This is a genomic window from Streptomyces cyaneus (genome assembly GCF_004028635.1).
Classification (GTDB): domain Bacteria; phylum Actinomycetota; class Actinomycetes; order Streptomycetales; family Streptomycetaceae; genus Streptomyces; species Streptomyces cyaneus.
In genome coordinates this window covers 388,998-409,415 of the sequence record NZ_RQJW01000004.1, presented here as the reverse complement: position 1 = coordinate 409,415, position 20,418 = coordinate 388,998, and the positions used below count along the sequence as shown (strand labels likewise).

The following is a 20,418-nucleotide window of genomic DNA, read 5'->3' as shown; positions in this document are numbered from 1 at the left end:
CCAAGGGGCACATCAATTGCGGATCAGGCTGCGCAGCACGTACTGCATGATGCCGCCGTTGCGGTAGTAGTCGGCCTCACCGGGGGTGTCGATGCGGACGACCGCGTCGAACTCGACGCCCGTGTCGGTGGTGACCTTGACCGTGCGCGGCGTGGTGCCGTTGTTGAGCTCCTCGACGCCGGTGAAGGAGAAGGTCTCCTCGCCGGTCAGGCCGAGGGACTCGGCGCTCGCGCCCTCCGGGAACTGGAGCGGCAGGACGCCCATGCCGATGAGGTTCGAGCGGTGGATGCGCTCGTACGACTCGGCGATGACGGCCTTGACGCCGAGCAGCGCGGTGCCCTTGGCGGCCCAGTCGCGGGACGAGCCGGAGCCGTACTCCTTGCCGGCCAGGATGGCCAGCGGGACGCCCTGCTCGATGTAGTTGCGGGAGGCGTCGTAGATGAACGACACCGGACCGCCGTCCTGGGTGAAGTCGCGGGTGTAGCCGCCCTCGGTGCCCGGCGCGATCTGGTTGCGCAGGCGGATGTTGGCGAACGTACCGCGGATCATGACCTCGTGGTTGCCTCGGCGGGAGCCGTAGGAGTTGAAGTCACGACGCTCCACACCGTGCTCGGTGAGGTACTTGCCGGCCGGGGTGTCGGCCTTGATGGCACCGGCGGGCGAGATGTGGTCCGTCGTCACCGAGTCGCCGAGCTTGGCGAGGACGCGGGCGCCGGTGATGTCGGAGACCGGGGTGGTCTCCATCGTCATGCCCTCGAAGTACGGGGGCTTGCGGACGTAGGTCGACTCGGCGTCCCACTCGAAGGTGTTGCCGGTCGGGATCGGCAGCGCCTGCCACTGGGCGTCGCCCGCGAAGACGTCGGAGTAGGACTTGTTGAACATGTCCTCGCCGATGGCGTTCGCCACGACGTCGTTGACCTCGGCCTCGGAGGGCCAGATGTCCTTCAGGAAGACCGGGTTGCCGTCCTGGTCGGTGCCCAGGGCGTCGCGCGTGATGTCCACCTTCATGGATCCCGCGAGGGCGTACGCGACGACCAGCGGCGGGGAGGCCAGGTAGTTCATCTTGACGTCGGGGTTGATCCGGCCCTCGAAGTTCCGGTTGCCGGAGAGGACCGAGGTGACCGCGAGGTCGTGGTCGTTGACGGCCTTGGAGACCTCCTCCGGCAGCGGGCCGGAGTTGCCGATGCAGGTGGTGCAGCCGTAGCCGACGAGGTTGAAGCCGACCTTGTCGAGGTACGGGGTCAGGCCCGCCTTGTCGAAGTAGTCGGTGACGACCTTCGAACCCGGGGCGAGGGTGGTCTTGACCCACGGCTTGCGGGTCAGACCCTTCTCCACGGCCTTCTTCGCGACGAGCGCGGCGGCGACCATGACGTACGGGTTGGAGGTGTTGGTGCAGGAGGTGATGGCCGCGACCGTCACCGCACCGTGGTCGATCTCGTAGGTCGAGCCGTCGGGGGCGGTGACGGTGACCGGGTTGGACGGGGCGCCGTTGGGGTGGACGGCCGGAGCGTCGGAGGCCGGGAAGGACTCCTTGCCCGCCTCGTCGACGTCGTCGACGTAGTTGCGCACGTCCTGCTTGAACTGCTCGGCAGCGTTGGCGAGGACAATGCGGTCCTGCGGGCGCTTCGGACCGGCGATGGACGGGACGACCGTCGACAGGTCCAGCTCGAGCTTCTCGGAGAAGTCGGGCTCGGCCTTCGGGTCCAGCCAGAGGCCCTGCTCCTTGGCGTACGCCTCGACGAGCGCGAGCTGCTGCTCGGAGCGGCCGGTGAGCTTCAGGTACTTGATGGTCTCGCCGTCGATCGGGAAGATCGCGGCGGTCGAGCCGAACTCCGGCGACATGTTGCCGATGGTGGCGCGGTTCGCGAGGGAGGTGGCGGCGACGCCCTCGCCGTAGAACTCGACGAACTTGCCGACGACGCCGTGCTTGCGGAGCATCTCGGTGATGGTCAGCACGAGGTCGGTGGCGGTGGTGCCGGGCTTGAGCTCACCGGTCAGCTTGAAGCCGACGACGCGCGGGATGAGCATGGAGACCGGCTGGCCGAGCATCGCGGCCTCGGCCTCGATGCCGCCGACGCCCCAGCCCAGGACACCGAGGCCGTTGACCATGGTGGTGTGCGAGTCGGTGCCGACGAGGGTGTCGGGGTAGGCCTGGCCGTTACGCACCATGACGGTCCGAGCGAGGTGCTCGATGTTGACCTGGTGGACGATGCCGGTGCCCGGCGGGACGACCTTGAAGTCGTCGAAGGCGGTCTGGCCCCAGCGCAGGAACTGGTAGCGCTCGCGGTTGCGGCCGTACTCCAGCTCGACGTTCTGCGCGAAGGCGTCGTTGGTGCCGAACTTGTCGGCGATGACGGAGTGGTCGATGACCAGCTCGGCCGGGGAGAGCGGGTTGACCTTCGCCGGGTCGCCGCCGAGCTCCTTGACGGCCTCACGCATGGTGGCGAGGTCGACGACACAGGGCACGCCGGTGAAGTCCTGCATGATCACGCGGGCCGGCGTGAACTGGATCTCCTGCGACGGCTGGGCCTGGGAGTCCCAGCTGCCGAGGGCGCGGATGTGGTCGGCGGTGATGTTCGCGCCGTCCTCGGTGCGGAGGAGGTTCTCCAGCAGCACCTTCAGGCTGTAGGGGAGGCGCGCGGCGCCCTCGACCTTGTCCAGCCGGAAGATCTCGTACGACTCGTCGCCCACCTGCAGCGTGCTGCGGGCGTCGAAGCTGTTCGCCGACACGACAGTCTCCTTCATTGATGTGCGCGTACCACCACGATCCTGCCGCGACGACTACTTGGCCGATCCGCTAAGGTAAGGCTAAGTTAGGTAACCCTTACCGTCGGACCGGGGATGCCGCGCGGCTGCGGTGCACCTCGGCAGATATCTCGATGTCGAGATAACTCTAGTACATGGGGCCGGGATGGTCATGCCCAGCCTCCCTCCCGCGCGCGCCAGAGCCCTTCTTCCCATGAAGTTCCTCATGAAGTTCCCCATGAAGAGAGGCCTTCGGCGCACCCCCTTTGCATGATCATGCGCAATCATGCATACTCTTCCTATGTCCAAGGTCCTCACCTCCCTCCCCACCGGCGAGCGCGTCGGCATCGCCTTCTCGGGCGGACTCGACACCTCGGTCGCGGTCGCCTGGATGCGCGACAAGGGCGCCGTCCCGTGCACCTACACCGCCGACATCGGCCAGTACGACGAGCCCGACATCGCCTCGGTGCCCGGCCGCGCGAAGACCTACGGCGCCGAGGTCGCGCGCCTGGTCGACTGCCGGGCGGCGCTGGTCGAGGAGGGCCTGGCCGCACTCACCTGCGGGGCGTTCCACATCCGCTCGGGCGGGCGGGCGTACTTCAACACCACGCCGCTCGGCCGTGCCGTCACCGGCACCCTGCTGGTGCGGGCGATGCTCGAGGACGACGTCCAGATCTGGGGCGACGGCTCGACCTTCAAGGGCAACGACATCGAGCGGTTCTACCGGTACGGCCTGCTGGCCAACCCGAACCTGCGGATCTACAAGCCCTGGCTGGACGCGGACTTCGTGACCGAGCTCGGCGGCCGCAAGGAGATGTCCGAGTGGCTGGTCGCCCACGACCTGCCCTACCGGGACAGCACCGAGAAGGCGTACTCCACCGACGCCAACATCTGGGGCGCCACCCACGAGGCCAAGACCCTGGAGCACCTGGACACCGGCGTCGAGACCGTCGAGCCCATCATGGGCGTGCGGTTCTGGGACCCGTCGGTCGAGATCGCCGCCGAGGACGTGACGGTCGGCTTCGAGCAGGGCCGCCCGGTCACCATCAACGGCAAGGAGTTCGCCTCCCCCGTCGACCTGGTGATGGAGGCCAACGCCATCGGCGGCCGCCACGGCCTGGGCATGTCGGACCAGATCGAGAACCGGATCATCGAGGCCAAGAGCCGCGGCATCTACGAGGCGCCCGGCATGGCTCTGCTGCACGCCGCGTACGAGCGTCTGGTCAACGCGATCCACAACGAGGACACCCTCGCCCAGTACCACAACGAGGGCCGGCGCCTGGGTCGCCTCATGTACGAGGGTCGCTGGCTGGACCCGCAGGCGCTGATGATCCGCGAGTCGCTGCAGCGGTGGGTCGGCGCGGCGATCACCGGCGAGGTCACCCTGCGCCTGCGGCGCGGCGAGGACTACTCGATCCTCGACACCACCGGCCCGGCGTTCAGCTACCACCCGGACAAGCTGTCGATGGAGCGCACCGAGGACTCGGCGTTCGGACCGGTGGACCGGATCGGCCAGCTCACCATGCGCAACCTCGACATCGCCGACTCGCGCGCCAAGCTGGAGCAGTACGTCGGCCTCGGCCTGATCGGCACCGGCAGCCCCGCCGTCGGCGCCTCCCAGGCGGCTGCGACCGGGCTCATCGGCACCATGCCGGAGATGCCCGAGGGCGGCGCCGAGGCCATCGCCTCGCGCGGCGAGGTCTCCGAGCAGGACGCCCTGCTGGACCGCGCCGCGATGGAGTCGGGCACGGACTGACCGACCACGAGGAGACGGACCCCACGAAAGGCCGACTCGGCGCCGAGTGCGCCGAGCCGGCCTTTTTCGGCGCATTCCCCGCCTGCCCCAGGGCCCGCGCGACTAGGCTCACCTGGTGATCATCTGGCTGAACGGAACCTTCGGCGCGGGCAAGACGACCACAGCCAACGAGTTGGTCGGCCTCGTTCCGGACGCGACGATCTTCGACACCGAGCAGGTCGGCTACATGCTGGGGCACGTCGAGAAGCTCCCCCGGGTGGATGACTTCCAGCACTGGCCGCCATGGCGCCACCTGGTGGTGGAGAGCGCCGCGCAGTTGCTCGGCTACATCGGCGGGACGCTGGTCGTCCCCCAGACGGTGCTCGTCGAGCAGTACTGGACGGAGATCCGCAGCGGCCTGGAGAAGTACGGCATCCCGGTCCACCACTTCGTACTCCACGGCGACCCGGACACGCTCACCGAGCGGATCGAGTCGGACGGCGAGACCAACACCCGGTTCCCGAAAGCCCGCCAATGGCGCCTCGACCATCGCGCCGCCTACCTCGACGCCCTGCCGTGGCTCACCCGAGAGGGCAAGGTCGTCGACACCGCCCGGCTGTCTCCGTCACAGGTCGCCCGGCTGGTCGCGGACACCGTCCCCGCACCCTCTCCATGAGGAGCTGCCATCAATCGGCCAAGTCGGGGTAACCGAGGGACAAGTACCGCAACCTCGGAGGGAGGCATTCATGCCCCTCACGTTCCGCAAGAGTTTTCGGATCCTGCCCGGAGTGCGGCTGAACATCAACCGGCACTCCTGGTCCATCACCACCGGCGGTAAGCACGGTCCACGACGCACACACAGCAGCACCGGACGTCGTACGACATCGATGGATTTGCCCGGACCTTTCGGATGGCGTCGCACGCGTTCCGCCAGGCGACATTGACGGCCCGTCACCCGAACAGCCCCCCTGGGATGTGCCATCTCATATCTGAGATAACCTCAACCTCATGGCAGACGATTACCTCGTACGCATCGGCAAGCTCATCCGTGACGCCCGGCAACACCGAGGCTGGACACAGACGCAGCTGGCCGAGGCGCTCGGCACCTCCCAGAGCGCCGTCAATCGCATCGAGCGCGGCAACCAGAACATCAGCCTTGAGATGATCGCCCGAATCGGTGAGGCCTTGGACAGCGAGATCGTGTCCCTGGGATACGCCGGTCCGATGCATCTGAGGGTCGTCGGCGGACGTCGACTGTCCGGCTCCATCGACGTCAAGACCAGCAAGAACGCCTGCGTGGCCCTGCTGTGCGCCTCGCTGCTCAACAAGGGCCGCACGGTGCTGCGCCGCGTCGCCCGCATCGAGGAGGTCTACCGCCTCCTGGAGGTCCTCAACTCCATCGGTGTGCGCACCCGTTGGATCAACGACGGCGTCGATCTGGAGATCGTGCCGCCGGCCGAGCTGAACATGGCGGCGATCGACGCCGAGGCCGCCGTACGCACGCGGTCCATCATCATGTTCCTCGGCCCGCTGCTGCACCGTATGACCCACTTCAAGCTGCCGTACGCCGGCGGCTGCGACCTCGGTACGCGGACCATCGAGCCGCACATGATCGCGCTGCGCCGGTTCGGCCTGGACGTGGCGGCGACCGAGGGCCAGTACCACGCCATGGTCGACCGTGGCGTACGCCCCGACCGGCCGATCGTGCTGACCGAGCGCGGCGACACCGTGACCGAGAACGCGCTGCTGGCCGCCGCGCGGCACGACGGCGTGACCGTCATCCGCAACGCGTCCTCCAACTACATGGTCCAGGACCTCTGCTTCTTCCTCGAGGCGCTCGGCGTCCGGGTCGAGGGCATCGGCACCACCACACTCACCGTGCACGGCGTACCGAACATCGACGTGGACGTGGACTACTCGCCGTCCGAGGACCCGGTCGAGGCGATGAGCCTGCTGGCGGCCGCCGTGGTCACCGAGTCGGAGCTGACGGTGTGCCGGGTGCCGATCGAGTTCCTGGAGATCGAGCTGGCGGTCCTGGAGGAGATGGGCCTCGACCACGACCGTACGCCCGAGTACTTCGCCGACAACGGCCGTACCCGGCTGGTGGACCTCACCGTCCGGCCCTCCAAACTGGAGGCGCCGATCGACAAGATCCACCCGATGCCGTTCCCGGGCCTGAACATCGACAACGTCCCGTTCTTCGCGGCCATCGCGGCCGTCGCGTCGGGCAAGACCCTCATCCACGACTGGGTCTACGACAACCGCGCGATCTACCTGACCGACCTCAACCGCCTCGGCGGCCGCCTGCAGTTGCTGGACCCGCACCGCGTCCTGGTCGAGGGCCCGACCCGCTGGCGCGCCGCCGAGATGATGTGCCCGCCCGCCCTGCGGCCCGCCGTGGTCGTCCTGCTGGCGATGATGGCGGCGGAGGGCACGTCCGTACTGCGGAACGTGTACGTCATCAACCGCGGTTACGAGGACCTCGCCGAGCGACTGAACTCCATCGGGGCACAGATCGAGATCTTCCGGGACATTTAGAGGCCTCAGCCGAGAGTCCACACGACGCTGTCGGTGTAGGTGGCTCCGTTGATGGTCGCGGTCACTGCCACGGTGTTCTCGCCCTGCTTCAGGGTGATGCCGGTCCACCTGAAGATGTGGATCTGCCGGTCGTGGGTGACCAGGCCCTTGTCGTTGATCCCGGGCCGGCCTCCTTCGTTGCGGCCGTCGGAGGCGAAGTCGAACATGTCCCAGACGAACGTGCCCCAGATGTACGGGCGGGCGGCGAGCTGCTTCCAGGCCGCTTCGTGGAACAGCGACTGGTACTCCTCGGGGTGCCAGGATCCACCCGGTTCGGGCTTCGGCGGGTTGAGGGCGTGCTGGGTGGGGTTCGCGCCCACGCCGTACTCCGACATGGCGATCCTGCGGGACGGGGAGTTCGCGTGCAGGCTGTCGGCCCATGCACCGAGTTCGCCGTCCTTGGAGCCGTAGTACCAGCCGAAGTACTTGTTGAAGCCTGTTGTCCGCGTGTGCAGCCCGGACTGCGCGTCGTCGGGGTCTTCGCCACGCACCGCGTAGGTGGAGAGCCGGTCGGGGTCCTCGGACTCGATGATGCCGGCCAGTGAGGCGAGCAGGGTGTTCGTGGCGGTGCCGTTGTAGTCGGTGAGTTCGTTGCCGATGCCCCAGAACGCGATCGACGGGTGGTTGTAGTTCTGCCGGATCAGCTCACGCAGTTGGTTCTGGGTGCTCGCGGTGAAGGCTGTCGAGTCGGTGACGGAGTTGACCAGCGGAATCTCCGCCCATACGACCAGCCCGTGTTCGTCGGCGAGGTTGTAGTCCTTCTGGTCGTGCTGGTAGTGCGCCATCCGGACGGCGTTGGCGCCGAGCTCCCGACGCGGACTACCTGTTCCTCATCGACCACTCCGGAGCGGGCGCCGAGATCCCGGCCCACGGTGTGGAACTCCTCACCGGCAAGTCCGTCCACGGCTCGGTCACCGTTCCCGACGGGGGCCTTGCCGTGGTGCGCGAGCCGCGCCGACCGTAGGCCGAGGCTCCTGTGCCGTCGAGAGGTGTACGGCCTCTTGGTCACCGGCACAGGAGCCTCGGCTCACCCCACGTGGAGTGCCCACCTGCTGCCGTCGACGGCCTCCGTGCCGGGCAGCGCTATCAGTTCGGGTTTGAACAGGGGTGGTGCGCCCATCGCCGGCTCCCAGGTCGCCAGCTCTTCCTCCTGCGGGACCTCGATCCGCCTGCCCTCGGCGAGGTCGGCGACCACCCGCAGGAGCAACCGCACACCCAGCGGGGCCAGGTGCTCGCGCCACAGGCTCTGCGCGGTCGAGCCCGGGGGCACGAACAGGTGCTCCTGTGCGGCGATGGGGCCGCCGTCGGTGCGCTCGGTGAGGTGGTAGACGCTCCCGCCCGTCACCTTGTCACCGTCGCGGATCGTCCATCGGATCGCGTCCCGGCCGCGGTGCAACGGCAGCAGGCTGGGGTGATAGCCGATGGCGGCGACCTCGGCCCTGGCACGCGTCCGGCGGCCGATGAAGGCGTGTGAGTGCGCGGCGATGATGATGTCCACTCCGTCCGGGACATGCATGGCGCGCAGCTCGACCGAGTCCGTCCAGTGGATTCCCCTGGGGTAGGCCCAGGCGCGCAGCCGGTCCCAGGACAACGCGTTGCTCTCGTCGGAGTGCCCGTTGCGCAGCCGGGGGGCGGCCACGCCCACGATCCGGTGTCCTTCGTCCAGCAGGGCCTCCGCGACCTGTACGGCGAATGCCCCTCGTCCTGAAATGTAGATGTTCACTCGCGCTCTCCGCGGTCGCTGGTCAGGTGTCTGTTCGGTGCGCCGTGGTCAGGTCGTCGGTGCTGCCGCCGTCGCGGTGAAGTTCTGCTCGACGTAGTCGAGGGCACCGTCACGGTCAGGGCCGGAGTAGACGATCTGCCAGCCCTTCGGCACGTCCAGGTGCGGCCGCCACAGCGCGTATTGGCTGTCGGCGTTCGTCACCACCAGCCAGCCGCCGTCGTAGCCGTCGCCGCCGTCGAAGGGGTTGCCGCTCATCAGTCGACCTCTTTCAGTCCGCGGTGGTCGGGCCGGAACCGCACCGGCAGCGTGGAGAACCCGGTCAGGAAGTTGGACCGGATGCGCAGCGCCTCACCGGTCTGCTCGAATCCGGTGGTGAAGTCCCGTAACGCCATGAGCAGTTCGGAGATCTCCACCTTGGCCAGGTGTGAGCCGACGCAGAAGTGCGGGCCGTAGCCGAAGGCCATGTGCTTGTTGGGGGTGCGGCCGAGGTCGAACACCCCGGGCCGGTCGAAGATCCGTTCGTCCCGGTTGCCGGAGGCGTGCCAGAGCGTGACGATCTCGCCCGGTCGCAGCTGTACGCCGTGCAGTTCGGTCTCGCGGACGACGCTGCGCCCGAAGTGCATCGTGGGTGACGCCCAGCGCAGTATCTCGTCGACGGCGGTGTCGATCGCGACCTCGCCGTGCTTGAGCCGCCGCCACTGCTCGGCCTGGGCCGCGAGCGTGTGGACGCTGTCGATCATCGTCAGGCGGCTGGTCTCGTCGCCGCCGATGATCAGGCTGTAGCAGTTGAGCACGATGTCCTCGTCGGACAGCGGCACACCGTCGATGGAGCTGCCGATCAGCATGCTGATCACGTCGTCGCCGGGCGACTCGCGGCGCTCCTCGACGATGTCCATGAAGTACATCAGGATCTCGTTGCGGGCCATCTCGGAGTCGAGCTCGTCGACGTCCTCGTCCTCGGTCGACAGCGCGGTCTTGGTCTGGGCGAGCAGGAAGTCCCGGTCCTGCTCGGGCACGCCGAGCAGGTTCGAGATCGTGGTCATCGGGATCCGGCTGGCGATCTGCTCGGCGAAGTCGCAGCCGCCGGTCTCGACCGCCTCGCGGATCAGCTGCCGGGTGTTGACCCGCACCGCCGCCGCGACCTCGCTGAGCACCCTCGGCGAGAGCACCCGCTGCAGGATCTTGCGCAGCTCGTGGTGCCGGTGTCCGTCGGTGACGGCCAGCATCCGGCCGGCGCCGGCGTCACCGCCGCCCAGCAGCGTGACGAGTACGTTGCCGCGCTCGGACGTGAGGTTCACGTCGTCCCGGTAGGCGGCCAGGATGTCGTCGTAGCGGGTGAGCACCCAGAATCCGCGGCGGCCGTCGGCCGGCGGGTTCCAGTGCACCGGGGCGGTGTCCCGCAGGGTGCGCCAGTACTCGTCGAGGTCGTGGTCGTGGTCCGCGAACGTGTTCGGGTCGCCCAGGTCCATGGTGTCCAGTGCCGGTGTGCTCACGGTCACCAGTCCGTACGCCAGAACCGGCGCGGCTGGAACGGGTAGGTGGGCAGGGGCACCCGGTGGCTGGTCTCCTCCAGGTGCAGGGAGTCGAAGTCCACCTGCCGGCCGTTCACCCAGGCGGCAGCCAGATCGAGCAGCGCCTGCTCGTCGTCTCCGGACGGCACGATCCCGTCGTCGTTGCGGCGGAAGGAGTCCACGTCCACCCGGGGCGCGGCACCGGTCGCGGCGACCGTGGCGGGGGTGGAGTCGGCGGACAGCGCTTCGATCAGCTCCTGACGGCTGCGGACCACGGCCGCCCAGCGGCGGGCCATCACCTTGCGGCCCACGTTGAGGCTGAAGCAGATGTCGTCCAGGCGCAGGTCGGGGTCGGCCACCAGCCGGTCCTTCAGCCGCGCGCGCTGACGGGCCAGCGCCTCGTCGTCCAGGGCGGACAGGGTGGCCAGCCGCGGCCTGCCGACGGCTTCGGGGGCACGCTCGGCGACGGTCGGCGCCTCCTCCAGCACCAAGTGCGCGTTGTAGCCACCGCCGCCGATCGCGGTGACGCCCGCACGGCGGATGCCGCTCTCCGGCTCCCAGTCCGCGAGCTCCCGCTGCGGTACGAACGGGGTGCTGGGGAAGTCGAGGTCCGGGTTGACCTCCGTCAGGTTGATCGTCGGTGCCAGTGTCTTGTGGTGCAGGGACATCAGAGCCTTCATCGAACCGGCGCCGCCGGCGACCACCCCGCCGTGGCCGATGTTGCCCTTGACCGAGCCGATCGCACAGGTGCCGGTCTGCTTGCCGAACGCCATGGTCGCCGCGGTCACCTCGAGCCCGTCGGTCATCGGCAGACCGAAACCGTTGGCCTCGTACATGGACACGGTGTCCGGGGCGACGCCACCGACCTCCATGGCGCCCGCGATGCACGCGCTCAGCCGTTCGGGTTGCGCCAGACCGTAGGCCATCACATTGACGCCGTTGTTGTTGATGGCCGTCCCCTTGACCACGCCGTAGATGTGGTCGCGGTCGGCGACGGCCTGGGCCAGCGGCTTGAGCAGCACCGTGGCGACACCGCTGGCCAGGACGGTGCCGGTGCCGTTGGCGTCGAACGGGCGGCAGCGGCCGTCCCGGGAGAGGATGCGGCCTTCCTCCCACAGATAGCCACGGCGGTGCGGCAGACGGACCAGCACACTGCCGGCGACCGCCATGTCGGTCTGGCCGAGCAGCAGCGACTGGCAGGCCAGGTGCACCGAGTAGTGGAAGCCGGCGCAGACGGCGGTGACGGTGAGGGCCTCACCGGTCAGACCCATGTAGTACAGCGCGTTGGACGTCATGGTGTCCGGCGTCCACGCCAGGCTGCGGTCCATCACCTCGGGGCCGACCGACGCCCAGTCCGGCGGGGATATGTAACGCGCGGCGGTCTGCGGGTTGTTGGCGCCGTAGATGCCCACCTCACCCTTGATCCGCTCCGGGTCGTAGCCGCCGTCCTCCAGGGTCTCCCACGCGCTCTCCAGGAACAGCCGGTGCTCCGGGGTCATCAGGGTCGCCAGCCGGTCGGTGATGCCGAACACCGACGGGTCGAACTCGTCGTAGCCGTCGAGCAGGCCGACGGCCCCCACGTAGAACGGGTTGTGGATCAGAGTTTCGTCGACCTCGATCTCGTCCTTGCTCAGGAGCGTCACGGACTCCCTGCCGTGCACGAGGTTGTCCCAGTACTGCTCCTTGTTGCGGGCGCCGGGTAACCGGCACGACGCGCCGATGACGGCCACATCGCCCGGGTCGTAGTCCTGCTCAGGGCTGTCGGACATGCAAAGGCTCCTGCTTCGAGGGGGGTTGGGGGTAGCTCAGCTGCCGCTGGAGGTGGCGCGGCCGCGCAGCACGGCGCGGCGGGCGGTGGCGCGGCGGCGAGCCGACTGAACCATTTCGGAGTCGTCGCCGCTGTCGTCGTCGAGCCAGCGGCCGAGGGAGGAGATGTCGCGGAAACGGAACAGGTCGGGCACGCCGACGCGGCGGCCGAAGCGCCGGGTCATCATCCTGGCCAGCCGGACGAGCAGCAGCGAGTCGCCGCCGAGGTCGTAGAAGGTGTCCCGGACCCCGATGCTCGACGGTTCGCGGCTCAGCAACTGGCCCCAGATCTCCGACAGCGCCACCTCGGTCGGCGTGCCGGCGGTCTCCGTGGCCCGTTCCGGGGCGGCGGTCGGCGGCTCGGGCAGCGCGGTGCGGTCGAGTTTGCCGCCGGGCCCCAGCGGGAGCGCGGTCAGGAACACGAGCGTCCGGGGGACCATGAAGTCGGGCACCTCGGCGGCGAGCTTGCCGGTGATGGTGGTCTGGAGGCCGGCGTCCAGCCAGACGCCGTCCCGGGTGTCGCCCTCGGGCACGACGTAGGCGATGAGCCTGTCGTCGCGTACGGCGGCGGCGGCTTCCTGGACTCCGGGGGTGCCGGTGAGCCGGGCCTCGACCTCTTCCAGCTCGACGCGGTAGCCGCGCATCTTGACCTGGTGGTCGGTGCGGCCGACGAACTCCAGTTGGCCGTCGTCGGTGAACTTGACGACGTCGCCTGTGCGGTACATGCGTTCGCCGTCCTGGAACGGGTCCGGCACGAACCGTTCGGCGGTGGTGCGCGGCCGGTTGACGTAGCCGTGGGCGAGGCCGGCGCCGCCGAGGTACAGCTCGCCGGGCACGCCGTCCGGCTGCGGCTTCAGGTTCTCGTCGAGCACGTGGATCCGGGCGCTGACCGAGGGCGAGCCGATCGTGGGCTCGCCGGCCCCGTCCTTCGGCACCGGTCCGAACGTGCAGAACACGGTGCCCTCGGTCGGGCCGTAGGCATTGAAGACCCGGTCGGCTGCGGTCTCCTGGTACGTCCGGTCCACCAGCTTGCGCCGCAGGGGCTCGCCGCCGAACACGACCGTGCGCAGGTTCGGGGGCAGGCCGCCGGCGTCGAGCAGGGTGTTCATCACCGACGGGATGGCGTGCAGATGGGTGATCTTGTCGACGTGCGGGCTCTCCGGCAGATGGACGGCGCTTTCCACGAGCACGACGGCGCCGCCCCGGCACAGCGCGCAGAAGATCTCCATCACGGACATGTCGAAGCAGATCGAGCTGGCGGCGGAGACACCGCTGCGGTCGCAGTCGCCGAGCACCCGGTCCATCTCGGCCAGCATGGTGACGCAGCCGCTGTGCCGGACGGCCACGCCCTTGGGCCGGCCGGTGGAGCCGGAGGTGTAGATCACGTACGCGGTGTCCTCGGGCACGACCGGCACGGGCTTCTCGCCGGGCTCGGTCGTCACCGTCTCACCCAGCACGAGCACGGTCGGGCCGGCCGGGCAGTTGGCCCGGGACGCGGGCGTGGTCAGCAGCAGGTGGGTGCCGCTGTCCCGGACCATGAGGTTCAGCCGCTCGGCCGGATACCTCGGGTCCAGCGGCACATAGCAGGAGCCGGCGCGCAGGACGGCCAGGATGCCGACGACCAGGTCGGGTGTGCGCTCGACGCAGACGCCGACGGGGACACCGGGGCCGGCGCCGTCGGCGACGAGCCGTTCGGCCAGCGCGCGGGACTTCTCGTCCAGGTCGCCGTAGGTCAGGACGCCGGCGTCGGAGTAGACCGCGGGCGCGTCGGGGTTCTTGACCGCTTGCTCGACGAACGCGGCGTGCAGGGTTTCGGTCACTGGTCCCTCTCCTCGGGACGGCTGCTCGGCGTGATGTCCTCAAGTGCCAGGTCGGGGTGGGCGATCGAGTCGAAGAGCACAGTGCGGTAGAGCGCGAGCAGTGCCGTCACGGTCTGCCTCTCCAGGTAGCTGGGTTTGTACTGGACGTGGCCGACCACCTCGCCGGAAATGTCGGCCATCGAGATCTCCAGGTCGAACTTGGCGAGGTGCCTGCGCACCTGCAGCGGTTCGAGCGGCAGGGCGCCCTCGGGTGCGATGGTGTCGCCGAGGCCGTGGAAGAGCTTGACGGAGCGGGGGAACGCGTCCGAGGACAGCCAGTTCACGACGACGTCGAACCACGGGGAGCGGCCCTCGGCCCTGGGCGGTTTCAGGGTGGACGCCAGCAGGTCGAGGGGGTAGTTCATGTGCTCGAGCAGACCGAGCGAGAACGCGTGGACGTCGCGCAGCAGATCTCGGAAACTGCGGTCGCCGGCCGGCTTCGCCCGCACCAGCACGGTGTTCAGGTAGTAGCCGATGGCGGACTCCCAGCCGGGCTCGCCGCGTTGGGCGATGGCGGTCGCCAGTACGGAGTCCTCGACGTCGGCCGCCCGGTTGAGCGTGGCGAAGAAGCCGGCCAGCACGACGGTGCTGATCGACACGCCTTCGCGCACCGCGAACTCCCTGAGCCGGCTGGTCTCCTCGGCGCTCCAGCGGAAGGTGAGGTCGCGGCCCTCGTAGGTGACGCCGGGAGGTCGCTCCATGGTGGACAGGTCGAGGTGGGCGGGCGGGTCGGCCAGGGCCTTTGACCACCAGCTCAGTGCCGCGTCGGCCGCCGGGCTCGCCAGCCACTGGCGCTCCCACTCGACGAACTCCGTGTAGGGGGCGACCGGCTCGCTGTCGGCGGGGTCGGCGCCCTCGTAGAACTCCTGGAGTTCGCGGATCATCACGTCGGCCGACGCCGCGTCCGACGCGATGTGGTGCACGAGCACCAGCAGGTAGTGGTCCGCCGGCCCACGTGTCATCAGCACCACACGCACCAGCGGCCCGTCGTCCAGGTTCAGCGGCAGGTGCCCGTGCTCGGCCAGTTCCTCGCGGGCTTCCTCGTCGTCCAGCTCCGTGCTGTCCACGACCAGGAACTCGTAGACCGGTTCGTCCAGGATGACCTGGTGCGGGCTGCCGCCGGCCTCGACGAAGATCGTGCGCAGCGCCGGATGCCGCTCCATCACGGCCCGTACGGCGCGGTCGAGGGCCTCTTCGTCGACCGCGGTCCGGATCCGGGCGGCCACCATGAAGTTGTAGGGCACGGCGTCCGGTGCGACCTGCTGCATGAACCACAGGGCGGCCTGGCCGTGGGACGCCGGTGCCAGTTCGAAACCGAGGCCGTCGGCGCGCAGTTGGTCGTGCGGCGGTGCGTCGGTGGGGTCCAGCAGCCCGCGGGCGGCCAGTTCGTCCAGCAGTTCCTCGGCGTCCAGCTCGGAAAGGTCGTCGAGGAACGTCCGGGTCGGCTTGGTCTCGGGCGTCGGTTCGGGCGCCGGTGCCGGTTCGGGTGCCGGTGCCGGTGCCGGTTCGACCGCAGCGGGCGCGGTGGGCGCGGTGGGCCGACCGACGGTCTCGACGACGTGGGCGACGATGTCGGGTATGGAGCGGCCGTCGAGGAACACCACCGGAGACACCCGCTCACCGAACAGCGACTGCAACCTGTTGACCAGGCGGATCGCCAGCATCGAGTCGAGACCGAAGTCGCGCAGGCTGGCACCTTCGTGGAACCTGTCCTGCGGCACGCCCACCGCGTCGGCGATCTCGCCGAGGACGATCTCCTCCACCGGCCTGCTCTCGACGGCCACGGCCACCGCCGCGGTCTCGGTCACGGTCCCGGCTGCGGTCGCGGCCACGCTCACGGCCTGGGCCGTGGTCGCGGCGGCCGGTGCCGGCGCGGACGCGACGCGAGGCCTGGTGTCGGTGTCCAGCCAGTAGCGGTCCTTCTGCCACTGCACGAGCGGGGTCTCGACGACCTCGACGTCGTCGGCGAACAGCGAGTCGAAGGTCAGCGGTACGCCCCTGACGTACAGCGACGCGATGGCCCCCAGCAGACAACGGACGTCACTCTCACCCCGCCGCAGGGAGTTGATCGCGTGCACGGGGGCACCCCGGGTCAGCGCGATCTCCTCGACCGCACCGCGCAACGTCTCGTGCGGGCCGATCTCGATGAAGGTGCTCACACCGTCCTCGACCAGGGCACCGATCGTCTCGGCGAACCGGACCTGGTTGCGCAGGTTGTGCACCCAGTAGTCGACGTCGGCGACCGGGTTCACGGTGTCGGCCAGTGCCGTGGAATGGAAGTCGATGGTGTTCGTCAGCGGGGTGATGCCGTCGATGAGTTCGCGCAGCGGCTGGATCAGCGGATCCATGCCGGGGCTGTGCACCGGCCGTTCGACCCGGATGTTCCTGGTCGAGATCCCGGCCCGCTTCAGGTCGGCCTCCAGGGCGCGTACGGCGTCGGGTGAGCCGGAGACCGCCGCGCTGGTGGGGCTGTTCACCACGGCGATGGCCAGGTGCTCGGCGTACGGGGCGATCCTCGGCAGCAGCTCCTGCTCCGGCAGGTCGACCGAGATCATGGCGCCGGGAGCCGCTTTCCGTTCGAGCAGGTGCGACCGGGCGACCACGACACGGGCGGCGTCGTCCAGCGACAGCGCGCCGGCGACGCACGCGGCGGCGGCCTCGCCCAGGCTGTGCCCGACGACGGCGGTCGGTTGGATCCCGAGTTCGAGCCAGACCTTCGCCAGCGAGACCTGCAAGGCGAACAGGACGGGCTGCTGGAAGTCCATCTCCTCGAACCGCGCCTCGTCGGCCGGGGCGGCGAGATGGTCCAGCACCGAGCAGCCGCCGGCCGCGCGCACGGCGGCGTCGCAGGCGTGCATCCACTCGCGGAAGCCGGCATGCGAGCGCATGAGCTCCCGGCCCATGCCGACCCACTGCGTTCCACCGCCGGAGAACACCAGCGCCACCCGCCGGTCGCTGTTGCCCGCGACCGCGCCCGTGACGACATCGGGGTGCGGCTGACCGGCGGCGACCCGGGCGAGTCCGTCCAGGACTTCCCCCCGGTTGCGGGCGAACAGCGCTGTCCGGTGGTTGTGGTGGGTGCGCCTGGTCGCGAGCGTGTAGGCGAGGTCGGACACCCGCAGGCCCGCGTCGCGTTCGACATGGTTGGACAGCTCACGACAGGTGTCGGCCAGCGCGGCCGCCGACTGCGCCGTGACGGGTACGAGATGCACCTGCTCGTCGGCCGTGCCGCCGCCCTGGCTCGGCGTGACGTGTCGTCCCCGGTCACCCGCGAGGAACGGGGCGGCCGTGACGGGGTGGCCGGCGGTGTACAGCGCGCCGAGCGAGCTGAGCAGGGTCCAGGCCTCGTCGGTGCCACGCCGGAGCGAGGGCAGGGTGGTCGCCGTCAGGACCTCCCCCACGGACTTGAGCAGTACGGGATGCGGGCTGAGCTCGACCACGGCGTCGATGTCGTGGCCGCGCAGGGTCGTCAGAGCGTCGGTGACCCGGATCTCCTGTCGCAGGTTGTTCGCCCAGTAGTCCGGCCCGAGCTCGGCGCCGTCGACCGGCTCGCCGGTGACCGTGGAGATCATCGGGACGCGGGTGGTCCGGGGCGTGATGCCGTCGAGTTCGGCCCGCAGCGGGGCGAGCACATGGTCGACCAGCGGCGAGTGGGGCGCGTGGCCCATCCGGACCCGATGGCTCGTGATGCCCTCTTCGGTCAGGCGCTGGACGAGGCCGTCGATCTCCGGTGGTGTGCCGGTGACCAGTGTGGAGTTCGGGCCGTTGTAGCCGGACACCGTGAGCCGGCCGGTCAGGTGCTTCTTGACGGCGTCCGGACCGGTCGTGACCACGATGCCGTCGCCGCGTCCGACGGCCAGCTGCTGCAGGAGCCGACCGTGGCCGGCGGCCAGGCGGGCGGCGTCGTCGAAGTCGAGCGCCCCGGCGATGTGGGAGGCGGCGAACTCACCGACGCTCTGTCCCAGGACGACGTCCGGCTCCACCCCCAGCGAACGCCAGGCGTCGGCCAGGGCGACCTGCATGCAGAACAGCAGTGGCTGGAAGACGTCCATGTCGTCGATACGGCCGTCGGAGGCCAGCAGCTGGTCGACCAGCGAGAAGCCCAGCAGTTCGCGCATCCGTTTGTCGGAGCGCATCATGGACCGCCGGAACACGGGCATACCGGCGAGCAGTTGCCGGCCCATGCCCACCCACTGCGAACCGTTGCCCGACAACAGGAACGCCACCCGCGGCTTACGTTCGGTCTTCTCCCCGGCCTCCCCGACGCTCAGCCCGGGAACAGTCGTGCCGGCGGTGAAGGCGTCCAGCTGCGCCCTGAGTTCGGTCAGGTCGCGGGCGGCGGCCGCGAGCCGGAACCTGCCCTCGCCGGGTGTCCGCCCGCAGATCGCCCGCAGGTCGTCCTCGTCACGCAGCGCCAGGACCCGCTCGGCCAGTGCCTCCCGGGAGTCCTCGGCCAACAGCAGGAGCGAGGCTTCGGGGCGCGGCAGCTCCTCGACGGCGACGTGACAGATCGCGCCGCCGAAGCCGAACGAGCTGACGCCCGCCCGGCGCGCGTCGGACCGTCGAGGCCAAGCCGCCAACCGGTCCTGGACGGTGAGGTTGTACTGGTCGAACAGGATCTGTGGGTTCGGGGTGACGTAGTGCAGGCTCGGCGGCAGTACGCCGTTGCGGATCGACAGCGCGAGCTTGACCAGGCCGACGATGCCTGCGGCCGCCTCCAGATGCCCGACGTTGGACTTGACGGAGCCGAGTCGCAGCGGCTCCGGCCGGTCACCGCCGAGGACCGCGCCGATGGCATTGACCTCGATCGGGTCACCGAGTGGCGTGGCGGAGCCGTGGCACTCGATGTAGTCCACGAGGGACGGTGCGATGCCGGCCCGTCGGTAGGCGGTGCGGAGCATCAACTCCTGCGCCTGGGGGTTCGGCGCGGTCATCCCGTTGCTCAGGCCGTCGTTGTTGGCCGAGCTGCCCTTGATCAGGCAGTACACCGGCAGTTCGCGCTCGAGCGCCACGCTCAGCGGAGCGAGTACGACGACCCCGGCGCCCTCACCGCGGACGTAGCCGTCGGCGCGGGCGTCGAACGTCTTGCAGCGGCCGTCCGGGGCGAGCGCGCCCATCGCGTCCATGGCGGTGTAGTAGTCGGAGACGAAGCTCAGGTTCACGCCACCGGCGAGCGCCAGCTCGCTCTCGCCCATCCAGATCGACTGGCATCCCAGGTGCACCGAGACCAGCGAGCCCGCGCAGGCGGCGTCGATGGCCATGCTCGGGCCCTGCAGGCCGAGGATGTAGGAGACGCGGTTGGCGATGATGCCGTCGTGCATGCCGGTCGCGGTGTGCGGGGTGATCTGGGAGTCGGGGCCGCGATAGTGCGCCAACGCGGCGTAGTCGCCCCAGCAGGAGGCCATGAACACGCCGGTGTCACTGCCGACGAGACTCATCGGCGCGACACCCGCGTCCTCGAGGGCCTCCCAGGAAAGCTCCAGCACCAGACGCTGCTGCGGGTCCATCTGGACGGCTTCCCGGGGTGAGATGCCGAAGAACAGCGGATCGAACTGGTCGATGCCGTCGATGAACCCGCCCCAGCGCGCCGAATCGCCGATGAGCTCGCGCCGTGCGGCCGGTACCGGTCCGACGGCGTCGCCGCCCTCGACCAGCATCCGCCAGAACGCGGAGGGGTCAGGGCCGCCGGGGAACCGGCAGCCGATGCCCACGATCGCGATGGGCTCGCGCGACACCACGCGGCGATCGGCACTCGGGGCGGTCTGCGCGGCACGCGGCCCCTCGACGAGCGCACGGGACAGCTCGTCGACGGTCGGGTACTGCCACATCCATGTGACCGGAACCTGCCAGCCGAGGAATTCGGACAACGAGGCGACAAGCCTCGTCGACTTCAACGAGTCCAGTCCGTATCGATGCAATGGCGCCCACCGGTCCACCGCGTCCTTGGGCACATCCAGCAGCTCAACGACGCGCGAAAGTAAAAACTCCGTAATGGAATGTAAGTCACGTGCTCCGCGTTCTTGGGGCAATTCGGCTCCTCAGCAGGGCGGACGGAATTATCAGGAGGGTGGCTCCGTTATTCGGCACGCTTTTCCCGGCAAAGCAGCGGGGTGAAGTGGCCATGGACACACGACTGAAGTCGGCTATTCACGAAATGGCCATCAAGTGACAGACAGCTCGCCATCGAGTGTCTGAGACGCGCGTGATCGAAAATCGGCCACAACGCAAAAATGACGCAACGCTGCGTCAGGTTTGAGGGGCGAGGCACGGCCTCACCAGGGCAAATAAGTCCGCGCGGCGCTGGGCAACCTGCCCTCGCACACCGCCCCGGACAGGTAAGCGTGACTGACGAAGAACCCGTGCGTGCACTGCGAACTACCCCCGTTGAGCCAACCTGGCCGAATCAGATCGCCATCTGGTTTTAAGCGTCCTTCTCCCGGTTCGAGCTGATCGACGACTGTA

At 69.2% G+C, this 20,418-nt stretch carries 13 protein-coding genes; 5 read left to right on the top strand and 8 right to left on the bottom strand.

Annotated elements, in window-relative coordinates:
- Window positions 1-12 precede the first annotated feature (12 nt).
- Window positions 13-2,730, bottom strand: a complete 2,718-nt coding sequence (gene acnA, locus EHO50_RS17155) for an aconitate hydratase AcnA (RefSeq protein ID WP_128431015.1) — start codon at window positions 2,728-2,730, stop codon at window positions 13-15.
- A gap of 316 nt (window positions 2,731-3,046) precedes the next feature.
- Here acnA and argG point away from each other — a divergent pair, with 316 nt between their 5' ends.
- The 4 genes from argG to EHO50_RS17135 all read left to right on the top strand — a co-directional run bounded on the left by argG (window position 3,047) and on the right by EHO50_RS17135 (window position 7,018).
- Window positions 3,047-4,501, top strand: a complete 1,455-nt coding sequence (gene argG, locus EHO50_RS17150; protein WP_128431268.1) for an argininosuccinate synthase — start codon at window positions 3,047-3,049, stop codon at window positions 4,499-4,501.
- Between the two features lie 115 nt (window positions 4,502-4,616).
- Complete coding sequence (locus EHO50_RS17145; protein ID WP_128431014.1) at window positions 4,617-5,156, top strand: P-loop nucleotide/nucleoside kinase family protein; 540 nt, start codon at window positions 4,617-4,619, stop codon at window positions 5,154-5,156.
- A gap of 70 nt (window positions 5,157-5,226) precedes the next feature.
- Window positions 5,227-5,424, top strand: a complete 198-nt coding sequence (locus EHO50_RS17140; RefSeq protein WP_128431013.1) for a DUF4236 domain-containing protein — start codon at window positions 5,227-5,229, stop codon at window positions 5,422-5,424.
- A gap of 64 nt (window positions 5,425-5,488) precedes the next feature.
- Entirely contained in the window at window positions 5,489-7,018 is a 1,530-nt protein-coding gene (locus EHO50_RS17135; RefSeq protein WP_128431012.1) for a helix-turn-helix domain-containing protein, read from the top strand.
- Between the two features lie 5 nt (window positions 7,019-7,023).
- Here EHO50_RS17135 and EHO50_RS17130 read toward each other — a convergent pair whose 3' ends face one another.
- Complete coding sequence (locus tag EHO50_RS17130) at window positions 7,024-7,842, bottom strand: glycoside hydrolase family 2 TIM barrel-domain containing protein (protein WP_246101199.1); 819 nt, start codon at window positions 7,840-7,842, stop codon at window positions 7,024-7,026.
- Between EHO50_RS17130 and EHO50_RS45855 the strand changes: the two genes are divergently transcribed.
- Window positions 7,779-8,021 carry a Beta-galactosidase C-terminal domain gene (locus EHO50_RS45855; RefSeq protein ID WP_342786950.1) on the top strand — a complete coding sequence of 81 codons (243 nt, stop codon included), beginning with the start codon at window positions 7,779-7,781 and terminating at the stop codon, window positions 8,019-8,021. The genes EHO50_RS17130 and EHO50_RS45855 overlap by 64 nt on opposite strands.
- 63 nt (window positions 8,022-8,084) lie before the next feature.
- Here the strand turns inward: EHO50_RS45855 and EHO50_RS17120 are convergent, their stop codons facing one another.
- Genes EHO50_RS17120 through EHO50_RS17095 form a run of 6 tightly spaced genes read right to left on the bottom strand, consistent with a single transcriptional unit; the run spans window position 8,085 to window position 19,985 of the window.
- The gene (locus EHO50_RS17120; protein WP_128431011.1) at window positions 8,085-8,780 is read right to left on the bottom strand and encodes a formyltransferase family protein; all 696 of its coding nucleotides are present in this window, start codon (window positions 8,778-8,780) and stop codon (window positions 8,085-8,087) included.
- 48 nt (window positions 8,781-8,828) lie between these two features.
- Window positions 8,829-9,035, bottom strand: coding sequence for an MbtH family NRPS accessory protein (locus EHO50_RS17115; protein ID WP_128431010.1), 207 nt, complete (start codon window positions 9,033-9,035; stop codon window positions 8,829-8,831).
- Complete coding sequence (locus EHO50_RS17110; protein WP_128431009.1) at window positions 9,035-10,279, bottom strand: cytochrome P450; 1,245 nt, start codon at window positions 10,277-10,279, stop codon at window positions 9,035-9,037. The genes EHO50_RS17115 and EHO50_RS17110 overlap by 1 nt, the downstream gene beginning before the upstream one ends.
- Window positions 10,276-12,060: a beta-ketoacyl synthase N-terminal-like domain-containing protein gene (locus EHO50_RS17105; RefSeq protein ID WP_128431008.1), complete on the bottom strand. Its 1,785-nt coding sequence runs from the start codon at window positions 12,058-12,060 to the stop codon at window positions 10,276-10,278. The genes EHO50_RS17110 and EHO50_RS17105 overlap by 4 nt, the downstream gene beginning before the upstream one ends.
- Before the next feature lie 36 nt (window positions 12,061-12,096).
- Window positions 12,097-13,917, bottom strand: coding sequence for a non-ribosomal peptide synthetase (locus EHO50_RS17100; protein WP_128431007.1), 1,821 nt, complete (start codon window positions 13,915-13,917; stop codon window positions 12,097-12,099).
- Window positions 13,914-19,985 carry a type I polyketide synthase gene (locus EHO50_RS17095; protein WP_128431006.1) on the bottom strand — a complete coding sequence of 2,024 codons (6,072 nt, stop codon included), beginning with the start codon at window positions 19,983-19,985 and terminating at the stop codon, window positions 13,914-13,916. Before EHO50_RS17095 ends, EHO50_RS17100 begins: the two co-directional genes overlap by 4 nt.
- Between the last annotated feature and the right edge of the window lie 433 nt (window positions 19,986-20,418).

What these genes read in the sequence shown, in the direction of transcription:
- argG (WP_128431268.1), top strand. Translation starts at nt 3,047, where the DNA reads ATGTCCAAGGTCCTCACCTCCCTCCCCACCGGCGAGCGCGTCGGCATC.
- EHO50_RS17140 (WP_128431013.1), top strand. Translation starts at nt 5,227, where the DNA reads ATGCCCCTCACGTTCCGCAAGAGTTTTCGGATCCTGCCCGGAGTGCGG.
- EHO50_RS17135 (WP_128431012.1), top strand. Translation starts at nt 5,489, where the DNA reads ATGGCAGACGATTACCTCGTACGCATCGGCAAGCTCATCCGTGACGCC.
- EHO50_RS17130 (WP_246101199.1), bottom strand. Translation starts at nt 7,842, where the DNA reads ATGGCGCACTACCAGCACGACCAGAAGGACTACAACCTCGCCGACGAA.
- EHO50_RS17115 (WP_128431010.1), bottom strand. Translation starts at nt 9,035, where the DNA reads ATGAGCGGCAACCCCTTCGACGGCGGCGACGGCTACGACGGCGGCTGG.
- EHO50_RS17105 (WP_128431008.1), bottom strand. Translation starts at nt 12,060, where the DNA reads ATGTCCGACAGCCCTGAGCAGGACTACGACCCGGGCGATGTGGCCGTC.